Origin of the sequence: Pyramidobacter porci (assembly GCF_009695745.1) — a bacterium.
Lineage (GTDB): Bacteria > Synergistota > Synergistia > Synergistales > Dethiosulfovibrionaceae > Pyramidobacter > Pyramidobacter porci.
Window position 1 is genome coordinate 95,885 of sequence record NZ_VUNH01000009.1, and the last position, 13,472, is coordinate 109,356.

The window sequence follows — 13,472 nt, forward strand, 5'->3', positions numbered from 1 at the left end:
CGCGGACGAGAGGATTTTTTTGTGGACGGTCAGTCCGTTTCGGGAACCATGGCAGGGAATGGCGTCTTTTCCCGGAGAAAAAACGGCCGACGATGGGGCAAAGCAGTGTGGGCCACGGAACAGGAGTTTGGTGTGCGCTTTCATGGGGCGACCTCGCTTCCGTTGAAAACGATTTATTTGTTTTCATAGAGGAAAAAGCTTTTTATGCAATTCGAGGTGTACAATATCGCCATGCGGTGTCGTCGTTTCTGAAAGGCGGCGTCGGTGCGCAGGTTATCGTGCCGCCACGGGCGTGCAGGTATTTTTTCGTCCGGGAGAAAGAGCGTATGAAGCTGCCCTCTTATTTTTACGGTATTTTCGTGCTGACGTTGTGTGCCCATAGCCTGATTTCTATCATCTACGTGCTGCCGTCGCTGCCGCTGCCGATTGGCGGCGTGTCAAAGCGCATGAGACTGGATGGAGTGCTGGCGGCTATCGGCTGTTTTGCGGCGGGAGCATCCCCCGCGATCTACGCGACGCTGTGGCGTTATCCGCCGCTGCGCGCGCAAACGAGCAAGGAGGCGGAAGCCCGATGATCCGAGCACATTTTGACGGCGCCTCGCGCGGCAATCCCGGCGAGGCCGGCGCCGGCATGGTGATTTACGACGACGAACGGGTGATCTGGCGTCGTGCGCTGCCGTTGGGCATGAAGACCAACAACGAGGCGGAGTATATGGCGCTGGGGCTGCTGCTCGACGAGCTTGAACGTCGTGGTCTGAAGAACGCGGAAATTTGCGGCGACAGCAAACTGGTGATATCGCAGGTGACGGGGCAGTGGAAGATCAAAGAACCCCGTCTGAAAGCGATGGCCGCCCCGATCATCGAGCGTACCCGCGCTCTGCAAGCGCGCTGCCGCTGGGTGCCGAGGGCCCAGAACGCCGAAGCCGACCGCCTGTCCAACGTGGCGCTGGACAAGGGGGAATTCATCGAGAGCGTGCCTTCGGATCCCGGCGAGCCGGTTCCCGAAAAGCAGCTTGACATTTTCGCCGCGGCACGAGGGCTGTCGGCGGGGAAGTCCGGCGGCCCCGAACTTCGGCGGGTCGGAGCAAAGGTATGGCTTGTGAAGGAAAACGGCGAAGAATTTGCCGTCGACGTGGAACATCACTGCTGCACCTGTGAAGAGGGGCGTAAAATTGGCCGTTGTCGGCATATCGATCTTGTTTTAATGAAAAATCCAACTGTGCTGTAGTATCTTTTTCGGTGATTTGGGGCGGGCCGCTTCTGTCGTTTTTGCGTGGTTCATCCGATGAAATCAGGCACGTTGTCGAAAATATAACGGAAAGACGTAGATCGTCTTCTATTTTTGTTCATAAAAATCTCAAAATCTTGAGGTGAATAAATGAAAATGAGCTCCACAAAAATACTGAAAGTGGTATTATGATGCATGTGGGAATGCTTCTATATGACTTAAAAGTTTTTGCAGAGCAAAATAAAATTTCGTCGCGAAGGACTTCTCGTAAACGTGCTGGCGAATAAAACTTGCCTTATTTCCCGTCAAAATCAGGCAGATGCGTTGCAATTATACAATGTCCGGGAGGAGACACATGCTTAGACCTATTGCTCAGGAACTTGCGGAAAACATTTCCCGCGTCATCGGTTACGACGTCGTCATCACCGATACCGACGGAATCACGATCGGCTGCAGCGATCCTGACCGCGGCATCGGTACGCTGAACGAGGCGTGCGCCATTGTCGGGCGCACGGGCCAGTCTCGTTGGGAAACGGAAGAGGATGCCCGCCGTCTGAGAGGCGTCAAACCCGGCGTCACCTATCCGATCCTCGATACTGAGCAGCATGTGATCGGCACGATTGCCATCACGGGAGATCCCGAAAAGGTCAAGCCGTTCGCCCAGCTTGTCAAAAGCCAAGCCGAGCTGTACCTGAAAGAGCGCATGATCACGCGCGAACTGCTGGAGCGCGAGCGCAATCTTCAGGCTCTGGTGGCCGATATCGCCCTGTTCCGCCCCGGCATCAACGATCCGCAGGTGATCGAGACCAAGGCGGCGCTGATGGGCTACGACAAAACGCTGGCCTATTCGGTGATCGAGATCGACACGTCGTCGCAAAGCAGCGAGGACGGCGACTATCCCGAGCGCGACCGGACGCTGATGGACATTCGCCAGATCTTCAACGCCCCCGGCGACGTTTCCGGCAGCGTCGGCCCCCATCGCTACGTGGTCTTCCGCAGCGCCATGCGCGGCCGCGAGTTCAATCGCGACAAGTTCTACGTGGCGGTACGCGAGCAGTGCCTGCAGTTGACCGAGCAGCTCAAGCGCCGCGGCTTTTCCGCCGTGGTCGGTATCGGCAGCGTGCAGGACGGCATTCCCGGGCTGGTTTCGTCATACCGCGAGGCGCAGGTCGCCCTGAACGTCGGCAGCAAACTGCTTCCGCGCGACAAAGTCCACATCATCACCGACTTCCGCGTCGAAGAGCTGTTGCTCTGTTCCGAGCCCCGCCTGCTCGACAGCATGGTGGAGCGCGAACTGGCGCCGCTTTTTGTGCGCACTGACGGCGAGGAACTGCAGGAGACGATCGTGGCCTGGTGCGAAAGCGGCTTCAGCGTCGTGCGCGCCGCCGAACTGCTGCACGTACACCGCACCACGGTGGATTACCGCCTTGAAAAGCTGGAGAGCATCCTCGGCGTCAAGCCGCGCGATTTCCGCGAAATGAGCCGCTTTTACTGGTCAGTGATCCTGTGGCGGAACGGCAAGGGCAATCCCAAGACGATCAGGAACAAACGCTGAAAACTCGTAAAACGAAAAAGACCGGTCGCGTGACCGACGATGTCCTCCGCAGGACAAACGCCAAGCAGCCGGGAGCTGATGATTCAAATGAATGCATCAGCTCCCGGCCGCTTGGCGTTTGTGTGTTTTTTGAGCGGAGGGGGGCGGTCCCTTTTACCAGGCGGCGACGCAGCCGTCGGCGCGCGGCTCGGTGGCGCCGATGAGCACGTCGTCGCCGCCGCGCAGGATCATCTGGCCGCGGCCGAAGCTGAGGAAGTCGTCGGTGACGGTCACTTCGTGGCCGCGTTTGCGCAGCCCTTCGGCCACGGCAGGGTCAAAGCCGGCTTCCAGTTCCACCTTCTTGCCGCCGATCCACTGCCAGCGCGGCGCGTCGAGAGCTTCCTGGGGATTGAGGCCGTAATCGATCATGTTCATCAACACCTGTACGTGTCCCTGGGGCTGCATGAAACCGCCCATGACGCCGAAGGGACCGACGGCCCGGCCGTCCTTCATCAGGAATCCGGGGATGATGGTGTGATAGGGCTTCTTGCCCGGGGCAATGCAGTCGTCGGACCGCGGATCGAGCTTGAAGCCGTTGCCGCGGTCGTTCAGCGCGATGCCGTAGCCGGGGATGACGATGCCGCTGCCGAAGCCGCGGAAGTTGCTCTGGATGTGCGAGATCATGTTGCCTTCGCTGTCGGCGGCGCACATATAAACCGTGCCGCCGCACTGCGGATCGATGGGCTTCGGCAGCAGCGCCTCCGCGCCGATTTCACCGCTGCGTCCCGCGGCGTAGGCGTCGCTGAGCAGAAAATCCGTCTTCATCTTCATGAAGCGCGGATCGGCGATGTAAGTCTGTCCGTCGGTGAAAGCCAGCTTCATCGCTTCCAGCTGTTTGTGTACCGTCGGCTCGGCGTCGCGACCCAGCGAGGTGTCCATCTTCTGCAGCATGTTCAGCGTCATCAGCGCGACGATGCCGTGGCCGTTGGGCGGAATTTCGCAGACTTCGTAGCCTTTGTAGTTGGTTCTGACCGGTTCGACCCATTCGGCCCGGTACGCCGCCAGGTCCTCGGCGCGCAGGAGGCCCCCCGTCTCTTTCGAGAACGCGTCGAACGCCGCGGCGATTCGGCCGCGGTAGAAGCTCTCGCAGTTCGTCTCGGCAAGTTCGCGCAGAGTCCTGGCGTGATCGGGAAGTCTGACCAGGCTGCCGATCGCCGGGGCGCCGTTTTTGAGGAACGTTTCGAAGAACGGACGGAATTCCGGCTTGTCCCTGAACGGCATGAAGACTTTGGCCGCGTCGTTCCAAAGACGGCCGACGATGGGATGGACGGGATAACCGTTTTCGGCGTAGTCGATGGCGGCGGCGAACAGCTCTTTGAAGGGCAAGCGTCCGAAACGTTGGTGCAGTTCGCTCCAGGCCGATACGGCGCCGGGCACCGTGACGGAATCCCAGCCGCGCTGCGGCATGGAATCGTAGCCTTTGGCCTTCATCTTCTCGAGGGTCTGAAGCTTCGCTGCGCCGCCGCTGCCGTTGAGCCCGTAAAGTTTGCCGCCGAACCAGACGAGGTCGAAAGCGTCCGAGCCAAGCCCGTTTCCTGTGGGCTCCAATACGGTCATGCAGATCGCCGTGGCGATCATGGCGTCGACGGCGTTGCCGCCTTTTTTCAGAATGTCCAGTCCGGCCTGGGCCGCCAGCGGCTGAGAGGTGCAGACCATGCCTTTGCGCCCGCAAATGACGCTGCGGCGAGACGGATAACGATAATTCAGCATGTCGAATTTCATGATTTTTTCCTCCGGCTTTCCTTGGGTTGTGAGCGGACTCGCGCGGCGCCTGACGGCGCAGAGCGTTTTTTCGAGGCCGCCGCTATTATAAAACAGATTCGACAGTTTCGTTCGTATTTTTCGTGGCCGGATTTACGATGCCGGGAACAGATGTAGAAAGGAGGCGAAAATTCCCGCGATGATGATTGAGAATGTTGTCACGGAGACGAAGCCCGACACGACGAAAGCCGGCGTCAGCTTCTCGACGACGTAGTTCTTCTCGTCGTCGTTCTGCGCGACGGCCGTCGCCACTTCGTTGACGATCAGGAACGTGGCGGGGAATCCCAACAGCTGCGACATGGCGATGCCGACCACCATGTTGCGCGAGCCGATGAACTTCCACAGCGGCAGGACGTAGAGCAGCAGGAAAGTGCCGATCAGCACTGCCCCGAATACCAGCGCCAGACTGACGGCCATGCTGCCCATGTCGGAAAGCTTGATCTTCGCCAGGGCGGGAATCAAACTGCAAAACGTCGCCGTCATGAACAGCCCGCTCGACTTTCCCCGGTCGAGGATGCGCGAAGGGATCAGATGCAGCTGATTGAGCAGCATGCCGAAAAGCAGGCACCAGATCGAAGCGGCGATGCCCGTGACCCCGGCGATCAGGCTGCTGACGTAAGCGACTGCGGCCGCAATGCCGAGCGTCATGTAGACGGTGTAATATTTGTCGTACCGGACGCAGAACGGAACTTTTTTCGGCGGAGCGTCTGTTTCCTCGCGGTTCTTCGGCTGAGTGGCCTTTAAAAGATCGACGCCCTGGGCCTTTTTCTTGCGGTAGTCGCTGACCAGCAGCTTCGCTTCCTTGAGGCCGAAGTGCGAGGCGGGGATGGTGCCGACGAATTTCTGCACGGCGAACACCAGCGTGCCAAGCGCGGCGGCGAGCCCGAATCCTTTTTCAAGAGCGGCGGCGGTCATGATCTGCGTGGCGACGATGCCGCCGTTGACGATGGGAATGCATACCAGAGCGCTCTGCATGCCGATCAGCGGCGCGACGGCAAGTACGGAGACGACGGCGACCAGCATGGCCGCCAGCGACATGACGACGACTTTCCATTCCCTGCGCATTTGCGACAGGTTGATGGATGACCCCATGGAGAAAACGAGAAACGGCGTCGCCATTTTAGCCAAATCGGTGAGTCCGGCGACCTTAATTAGATCCTGAGGCAGAACGCCGCTCAGAAACAGCATCAGAAAGCACATCAGGGCGACGAACACGGAGGAGAGTCGAGCCTTCGAGACGACGCCAAGGTAATCTCCCAGCGCGAAGATGCCGAACACGACGAGAAGAGCCCAATACATGAAGAGAACCTCCTTTTCGGGAATGAATCGCAATGAATCCGTTTGTAAAAATAAATTCACTGCTTATTTCATTATATGTGCGTCTGAGATGCTATAAAACGACCTTAATTTGACCTTAATTCGATGCCTAGGTACAATGATGTGTGTGTCCGGATCATGCGAAACGGGCGAGATTTCTCTATCGCGAGGGAACGATGATGATCATTGGCGTGATTGGCCCCGAGACAAGTCTGAAAATCCTGCGGAAAAAGTCGGCGCAATTTTCCGTGCAGCTGATGCCTCTGGCGTATCGGGATTTTCACGAGACGATAAAACTGATCGAGGAAAACGAGAGGAAGTGCGACGCCCTGCTTTTCACGGGACAGACGCCTTATCTGTACGCGACGTCTCTGCTTCAGCCCGCGGTCCCGTGGGATTTTATGCCGCGCAACATGCTGTCGACCATGTGCGCGCTCGTCAAGGCGGGACTGAAATATAAAAACAGGATTCAGAACGTCAGCATGGACGGTTTTGGCGATGAGATCATCGAAGAGATACGCGAAGAGCTGAAGGGAACCGAAGAAAGCGTGCGGCTGTACAATACCCGCTTTGACATCATGGCCGAAGATTATTTTCAGCGGGTCGTTCAATATCATGCGGAAAATTATCGCACCGGCAGGGCGGACCTGTGCGTGACGGGACTGGAGAAAATCTACGAAAAACTCCGGGCAATGGGGATCCCGTCGATCAAGACCGGCCCGAATTTCTCCCTCCTGCAGCAGAAGCTCCAGTTTTTGCTGCTGAGACATCAGATCACCGCCGCCGAAAGAAACCTTCCCGCGGTGGTCGCGATCCGGCCGGAATTCCAGCTGAGCCGCGAGATGCACATGCACAACGAGCTGCAGACGCTGAGACTGCAGGCGCAGATCGGCGAGTCCGTTTATTATTTTGCGCAGCATCTCGGCGGCGCCGTGTTTCAGACGGACGCGACCGATTATTACGTGGCGTGCGATCTGAGGACGCTGATGGCCGAGACGGGGGACTTCACCGGTCTCAGTCTGCTGCGCATGCCCTTTCGAAATCCCTGCCTGGATAAGATCTCGGCGGGCATCGGCATCGGATATACGGCCCGGGAGGCCCGTTACGCGGCCGACAAGGCGCAGCAGAGAAGCCGAAAAACCCCGGCATCCTGCTGTTACGGTCTTGACGAGAGGGGGCATTTTTTCGGACCGATCTCGCTGTCGGACGATCCCGACGCGAAGGGGCTGTTCAACGAAAATCTGCGCCAGATCTCCGTGCAGACCGGGATTGGGATCAGGTCGCTGAGCAAGATCGAACAGGCCCTTCTGCAATATCGAACCGACACGGTCACTTCGTCCGAGCTGGCGCGCTACTGCTCGCTGTCGCTGCGCAGCATGAACAGGCTGCTGCAGAAGCTTGAAGAGTTTCGCTATCTGGTCGTATTGGGAAAGGAGCCGCAGGACGCGGCAGGCCGTCCGCGGCGGCTTTTGCGCATCGATCTGCGCTATCACGACTGATGGTGATTCCCAATTAAAATTTTTAAGTGAAAATCGGTATCGAGTTCGTTTTCACGCGGATACGAAAAAAGAGACCGTCCCGGCTTGCAGCAGGCCGGGACGGTCTCGTCTTTTGTCTATGAGGCTGAAAGGACGCCGTCGATAGCGTCTTTCAGTTTTTCCCACGCGGGAATGCCGCGGAAGATCACCTTGCCGTTCAGCACCCAGGTGACTTCGTCGCCGCGCAGGCGATAGCGCAGCGCGTCGAAAAGAAATACAAAACAGCGCGGGTCGTAAAAGTCGATGTTGAGACGGGAGCCATACTCTTCTTTGAGCTTCATGTAAAGCTGACCAGCCGCGACGCGGTTGGCTGCACCGGGAAAATGTTTCAGCTCGTTCTCGGTGTAGATGGCTGTGCTTCAGCCGCAGCCTGCGATGGGGCGTTCACGATAGATCTTGAGTGCCGGCGTTTTCATGGGAAGCTCCTTTCTGCATTTCCAGAAATAAGGTCGGAAGATCATGCCTGAGGGGACGGCTCTTTCTTGACGGCCGCTTTCTGCCCTTGAGTGTATTCTCGCAGCGTTTCCGGGGCGACGGGGAAGAAGGCGTGGTCGGTGCCGGCCGCGGCCCAGACGATGGGAAATTTCCACAAATCCTCGTCCAGCAGGGCGGGCAGCGCCTGCGGATAACCGACAGGCGGCACGCCGCCGATTTTGAAACCGAAATTTTCGAAAACGTAGTCGGGCGAAGCCATGGTGACGCGATGCCCCTGGCTGAGTCGCTTGATTTTGCCCGAATGGACTTTGTTCGGGCCGGACATGAGCACGAGCCACGGCTGTCCGTCGACCATGAAGATCAGGCTCTTGAGGATTTCGCCCGGCGTCACGCCGATCGCTTTCGAGGCGTCGTCGACGGTGAAGATGGTAGCGTCGCTGTGAATAATCTGGCCGTCGTAGTGAAGTTCGTCGAGGGCCTTTTGCACTTTTTCAATGGGATCGTTCATGGCAGTCTCCTTACATTTTCCACTGGAAGTCGGGCAGTCCGGCGCGAAGGATGCGGGCGCGGATATCGGCGGCGATAGCGTCGCGCTTTTCCGGTGTCGTGCCTTCGCATCTGACGGCCAGCACGGGCTGGGTGTTGGAGGCGCGGATCAGTCCCCAGCCGCCGTCGTAGAGAATGCGCACGCCGTCGACGGTGACGGCGTCGTGGTCCTTGAGCGCCTGCGCGGTGATCTGTTTCATCACGTCGAACTTGCGTTCGTCGGGACAGTCGATGCGCATCTCTTCGGTGTGATAATACGCGGGAATCGAGGCGCGCATCTGCGCCAATGTCTCGTTTCCGGCGGCGACGAGGCGCAGCAGCCGGGCGGCGGCGTAGAAGGAATCGTCGTAGCCGTAGTACTCGTCGGCGAAGAACATGTGTCCCGAGTATTCGCCGGCGAAGGGCGCGCCGACGCGCTTCATCTCGGCCTTGATCAGCGAATGGCCGGCTTTGTAATAATACGGGCGGCCGCCGAGGCGGCGCACTTCCTCTTCGAGCGCTTTGGAACACTTCACTTCGATGATGGCCGTGGCGCCGGGGTGCTTGGGCAGAATTTCGCGCCAGAACAGGGCCATGAGAATGTCGCCGCCGATGATCTCGCCCTCGTTGTCGACGACGCCGATGCGGTCGGCGTCGCCGTCGAAACCGAAGCCGGCCTCGGCGCCGACCTCCACGACTTTGCGCGCCAGGTCCCGCATGTTTTCTTTCTTCTGAGGGTCGGGATGGTGGTTGGGAAACGTGCCGTCGGGCGTGTCGTACAGGGCGGTGACGTCGCAGCCGAGGGCTTTGAAGAATTTGCCCGCGAAAAGCGCCGCCGTGCCGTTGGCGGGGTCGATGACGATCTTCATCGGCCGTGGCAGGCGCACCTTCGACGCGAGCATGGCGACGTACTCGTCGGCGATATCGGCTTTTTCCAGTGTGCCGTGCGCGGCGGCGAAGTCGAAATCGCCCGTCTGCGCCATGCGGCGTATCTTCTGTATCTCTTCGCCGTACAGCGTGGCTTTTTTGAACCCCAGCTTGAGGCCGTTCATGTTCTTCGGATTGTGGCTGCCGGTGATCATGACACCGCCGTCGGCGTTGAAGCGGAAAAAGCTCCAGTAGAGCATGGGGGTCGTGACCGTGCCGAGGTCTACGACGTCGACGCCGCAGGAGCGCAGGCCTTCGACGGCCGCGGCGCGGATCCTCTCGGTGGACAGGCGCACGTCACCGCCTACGGCGGCTTTAAGGATACCGGCGCGTCTCAGATACGTGCCGTAGGCGCGCGCGATCGCCAGCACGTTCTCGTCGGTCAGTTCGCTCTCGGCTTCGCCGCGGATGTCGTACTCGCGAAAAATGCGGGAAGGAACCGGGGTCATGATGGATTTTCCTTCTTTCTGGATGGTCTGAGCGGGAATGCCGTCTCATGGTTCAAGTCCATTATATCGTCTCGGGGAAGCTTCGACAATTGGGGCGAAGCGGGGTTCCCTTTTTTCGCCGGAAAATCTATAATGAAAAACATTTTCCGGCGGAGGTGTCGAGGTTATGCTCAACGGTTTTCTGTTGATCCTGCCCATCATGTGCTGCATCATGACGGGCTGGATTTTAAAGCGCGCGGGGGTCTTGAACGACGAGGGCGGCGCGCAGATGGGGCGCGTCGTCTTTTATGTGGCCGCGCCCTGCTTGATATTCCGCATCACGCTGTCGCTCGGTTCCCGCGATTTTGACGACGTCAATTTCATTCTTGTGCTGTACGGCGGCTACCTGGGCATGATCCTCTGCGCCTGGCTGAGCGAGCGTTTCCGGCGCGGCGACGCACGGCGCAAAGCGGCCTCGGTGATGATGGCGGTCCGCTCGAACAACATGTTTATGGGCATGCCGGCCGTGATCATGCTCTGGGGTGAAAGCGCGCTCGAATATTACGGGCGTTTCATGGCGCTTTCCGTGGCGGGCTTTGAAATTTTTTCTGCCCTCAGCGGCCTGATCGTGCTTCACGGCGGCCTGAAAAAGGATTCTCTGCGGCGCGTTCTCCGCTCGTTCTCCCGCAATCCCGTGGTGCTCAGCATCGCGCTGGGAGCGCTGTGGAATGTGGGCGTCGGCCTGCCTCTGCCGCGCTGGCTCGACCTGTCGCTGAAGATCCTCGGCGACCTCGGTACCGGGCTGGCGCTGGTAACGCTGGGCATGAAGCTCAAGCCCGGGGAGCTGCGGCGCGATCTGCTTCAGGTCTGGCCCGACGTGATCGTGCGCCTGCTCGTTTCGCCGCTGATCCTCGTGCTGGGTTTCAGATTTTTCCCGGCTCGGCCCGAGATGGTGAAAACCTGTATCCTCGTCATGGCCATGCCGGTGGCCATGAACACGTTTCCAATGGCCGAAGCCATGGGCATGGACGGCGATTACACGGCCCGCGCCGTCATGGTCAGCACGATGCTGTCGGTGCTGACGCTGCCGCTGGTGATTCGCTTCCTGTTATGAGTCTAAAAAAAGAAGGCTCTGCGAAAAGAAGTCTGGCGGTTACGTTCCGATTCGGGTAAAATGAGTGACAGCATTCCGAGGAATGAAAGTTCCGGGAAGGAGACCTTCTAAAATGAAAGATATCGAGCACGCGTCAATTAACGGTGTGGAGATCCACAATCTGGCCGAGCAGGACAACGACGAGAGCCTTCTGTATTCCGGCGAGCTGTGGGTTGAAGGAAAGCCGGCCGGCAGTTTCAGGGAGCTGAACGAGGACGAGATGCAGCTCGACATTGCCCCCGAGTTCGAACAGACGATGAACGACCGCATCTCCTCCTATCTTCAGGCGCTGACGGAAGACGAGGAAGGCGCGGAGAGCGAGGGCGAACTGTCCAGCGAGATCTTCTTCGAGGACCTGATCGAACTGGAGTTGTACCTCCAGGCCTTCAAGGACGGGGTCAAGGAGGGCTACGGCTGTCTGCTCGTCAATTACACCGACGAGGGCGTGGACGTTTTCAGCGTGGAGAGCGAGGACGAGGTGGAAAACATCGCCCGCGAGAACAACCTCACCGACTTCCAGACCTTTTACGAGCCCGAACACTTCATCATCGACTGCTGAGCCGCGGATCGAAAAAAATCCCCGCGCGGAGGAAATTTTTATCCTCCGGCGCGGGGATTTTTTCGTTGCGCAGCGGCCGCTTTTTCGCCGCGGTCTTTCCCGGACGGTCCGATACGCCGGGGAACCGGGCGCGGCTTCATGCCGCCGTAGAAATAAGCCTCGCTGCGGTCGCTTTCGAATCCGTCGGCCATGGACGTTCGTCTCCTTTCGCCCGAAAATTTCTCACTCGGCGCTGCGCCGATTATTGTAGGGCATTGTATAATGAAAAGCAAAATGCGCGCGGTACGATTTCGCCGCGCAGACCTGTCTGTGAGGAGGCTGGGAAATGTTTAACGCGTTTTTCCCCGACGGAAAGAGCGTGTCGTGCGACGCGCCGGCAAGCGGCGAGGAACTGCTGCGTCGCTCGAGCGGCGCTCAAAGCGGCGTGCCGGTGGTGGCGTGGCACGTCAATCATTATCTGCGGCCGCTGAACTGGATCGTGGACAAGGACGCCCGGGTCAGCTGGGTCGATCTCGCCTCGTCGGAGGGCGTGAGCGTCTTTCAGAGCTCGCTGAGTTTCGTGCTGACCATCGCGGCCCGCCGCGTGCTGGGGCGCGGCCTGCGCGTCACCCATTCCATTTCCGAGGGCACGTTCTGGGAAGTTGTGCCCCGTCCGGGAGAACGGCGCGACGGCGAAGACGAGGAGATCGGCGCGGACAAGGTCGGCGCCATTGCCGCGGAAATGGAACGGATCATCGCCGCCGATCTGCCCATCCGCGTCGAAATGACGCCGATCGACGAAGCGCGGCGTTTTTTCGAAGAGCACGAGCGCCCCGACAAGGCGAAGCTGCTGGCCCACATGTGGTCCGATCTGCCCGTGGAGATGGCCTGCTGCGACGGCGAGCGCGACCATTTCTATTCGCCGATGGTGCCTTCCACCGGTTATCTTCGCCCTTACAAGCTCTCGAAACTGGCGCCGGGGGTCGTGCTGCGCTTCCCGATCGCGCTGAGCCGCGGCGAACTGCCCGAATACCGGCCTTCGCACAAGCTTTCGACGGTTTTTCTCGATTATGCCGACTGGATGCGCAAACTCCACGTCGTCAACCTGGTGGAAATCTGCGAAGCGGTGGCGCGCGACGGCGGCAAGGAACTGATCCTCATGTCCGAAGCGCTCCACGCCCAGAAGGTCGCCGAGGTGACGCAGGATTTTTTGAGCGTGCCCGAGCGCCGCGTCATCACCATCGCCGGCCCGTCGGGATCCGGCAAGACGACTACGTCGCACAAGCTGCGCATCCAGCTGGAAGTGGCCGGCCGGCGCCCCGTGGCGATCTCGCTGGACGATTACTTCGTAGACCGCGACAAGTGCCCGCTCGACGAGGACGGCAAGCGCGACTTCGAAGCGGTCGAGGCGGTGGACACCGAGCTGCTGAACGAACACGTCCACGCGCTGCTGGCGGGCAAAACGGTGCGGCTGCCGCGCTTCGACTTTTACGAAGGACGCCGCGCCGAAGGAGATGAACTGAAGCTGGAGAAGGACGACGTGCTGATCCTCGAGGGGCTGCACGGACTCAACGACAAAGTGCTGGCGGCGATCCCGCCGCAGGCGCGCTACGGCGTGTTCCTCTCGCCGCTGACCAGCCTCTGCCTCGACCAGCATTCCCGCACCAGCACGACCGACGTGCGCCTGCTGCGGCGCCTGATCCGCGACAACCGCACCCGCGGCAACTCGCCCGAGGCGACGCTGAACCGCTGGCCCTCGGTGGTGCGCGGCGCGGCAAAATATATTTTCCCCTACCAGAAGAACGCCGACGTGATGTTCAACTCTTCGCTGATCTACGAGCTGCCGGTGATGAAGCCCTATGCCGAGATTCTGCTGCGCTCCGTCGGCGAGGAGTCGCCCCAGCGCGGCGAGGCGATGCGGCTGCTGCGCATGCTGCGCTTCGTGCCGGCGATGGATCCCCGTCTGGTACCCAGCAATTCGCTGCTGCGCGAGTTCATCGGCGGCAGCATCATCGAGATCTAAGGCCC

The 13,472-nt window shown here is 59.6% G+C and carries 13 protein-coding genes; 7 read left to right on the forward strand and 6 right to left on the reverse strand.

Translation table 11 applies throughout. The annotated features are described in order from the left end of the window. Positions 1–92: 92 nt before the first annotated feature. The 3 genes from FYJ74_RS08885 (at position 93) to FYJ74_RS08895 (ending at position 2,783) form a co-directional block, all read left to right on the forward strand. Positions 93–575 (forward strand): hypothetical protein, encoded by a 483-nt coding sequence (locus FYJ74_RS08885; RefSeq protein WP_154529223.1) that lies wholly within the window; start codon positions 93–95, stop codon positions 573–575. After that, a complete protein-coding gene (locus tag FYJ74_RS08890; protein ID WP_154529224.1) occupies positions 572–1,228 on the forward strand; it encodes a ribonuclease HI family protein in 657 nt (218 codons plus the stop codon). Before FYJ74_RS08885 ends, FYJ74_RS08890 begins: the two co-directional genes overlap by 4 nt. A 355-nt stretch (positions 1,229–1,583) precedes the next feature. After that, positions 1,584–2,783 (forward strand): CdaR family transcriptional regulator, encoded by a 1,200-nt coding sequence (locus tag FYJ74_RS08895; protein WP_154529225.1) that lies wholly within the window; start codon positions 1,584–1,586, stop codon positions 2,781–2,783. Positions 2,784–2,936: 153 nt separating this feature from the next. On the opposite strand, the gene FYJ74_RS08900 is transcribed toward FYJ74_RS08895, so the two are convergent. Both FYJ74_RS08900 and FYJ74_RS08905 read right to left on the reverse strand, forming a co-directional pair. Further along, complete coding sequence (locus FYJ74_RS08900) at positions 2,937–4,544, reverse strand: gamma-glutamyltransferase family protein (protein WP_154529226.1); 1,608 nt, start codon at positions 4,542–4,544, stop codon at positions 2,937–2,939. Positions 4,545–4,676: 132 nt separating this feature from the next. Further along, positions 4,677–5,882, reverse strand: coding sequence for a hypothetical protein (locus FYJ74_RS08905; RefSeq protein ID WP_154529227.1), 1,206 nt, complete (start codon positions 5,880–5,882; stop codon positions 4,677–4,679). Positions 5,883–6,076: 194 nt separating this feature from the next. On the opposite strand from FYJ74_RS08905, the gene FYJ74_RS08910 reads away from it, so the two are divergent. Beyond that, a complete protein-coding gene (locus FYJ74_RS08910; protein WP_154529228.1) occupies positions 6,077–7,399 on the forward strand; it encodes a hypothetical protein in 1,323 nt (440 codons plus the stop codon). A 116-nt stretch (positions 7,400–7,515) separates the two neighbouring features. Here FYJ74_RS08910 and FYJ74_RS08915 read toward each other — a convergent pair whose 3' ends face one another. From FYJ74_RS08915 to FYJ74_RS08925, 3 genes are all read right to left on the reverse strand, one after another. Further along, on the reverse strand, positions 7,516–7,719 hold the full coding sequence (locus FYJ74_RS08915) for a hypothetical protein (protein WP_154529229.1): 204 nt from the start codon (positions 7,717–7,719) through the stop codon (positions 7,516–7,518). A 176-nt stretch (positions 7,720–7,895) separates the two neighbouring features. Then, positions 7,896–8,381, reverse strand: coding sequence for a YbaK/EbsC family protein (locus FYJ74_RS08920; RefSeq protein ID WP_154529230.1), 486 nt, complete (start codon positions 8,379–8,381; stop codon positions 7,896–7,898). A 10-nt stretch (positions 8,382–8,391) separates the two neighbouring features. Further along, positions 8,392–9,774, reverse strand: a complete 1,383-nt coding sequence (locus tag FYJ74_RS08925; RefSeq protein ID WP_154529231.1) for a phosphomannomutase/phosphoglucomutase — start codon at positions 9,772–9,774, stop codon at positions 8,392–8,394. A gap of 166 nt (positions 9,775–9,940) precedes the next feature. On the opposite strand from FYJ74_RS08925, the gene FYJ74_RS08930 reads away from it, so the two are divergent. Both FYJ74_RS08930 and FYJ74_RS08935 read left to right on the forward strand, forming a co-directional pair. Beyond that, the gene (locus FYJ74_RS08930) at positions 9,941–10,867 is read left to right on the forward strand and encodes an AEC family transporter (RefSeq protein ID WP_154529232.1); all 927 of its coding nucleotides are present in this window, start codon (positions 9,941–9,943) and stop codon (positions 10,865–10,867) included. 112 nt (positions 10,868–10,979) lie between these two features. Then, positions 10,980–11,465, forward strand: a complete 486-nt coding sequence (locus tag FYJ74_RS08935; protein ID WP_154529233.1) for a hypothetical protein — start codon at positions 10,980–10,982, stop codon at positions 11,463–11,465. A 38-nt stretch (positions 11,466–11,503) separates the two neighbouring features. Here the strand turns inward: FYJ74_RS08935 and FYJ74_RS08940 are convergent, their stop codons facing one another. Next, a complete protein-coding gene (locus tag FYJ74_RS08940) occupies positions 11,504–11,656 on the reverse strand; it encodes a hypothetical protein (RefSeq protein ID WP_154529234.1) in 153 nt (50 codons plus the stop codon). 134 nt (positions 11,657–11,790) lie between these two features. Between FYJ74_RS08940 and FYJ74_RS08945 the strand changes: the two genes are divergently transcribed. Beyond that, positions 11,791–13,467, forward strand: coding sequence for a nucleoside kinase (locus FYJ74_RS08945; protein WP_154529235.1), 1,677 nt, complete (start codon positions 11,791–11,793; stop codon positions 13,465–13,467). Positions 13,468–13,472: the final 5 nt, after the last annotated feature.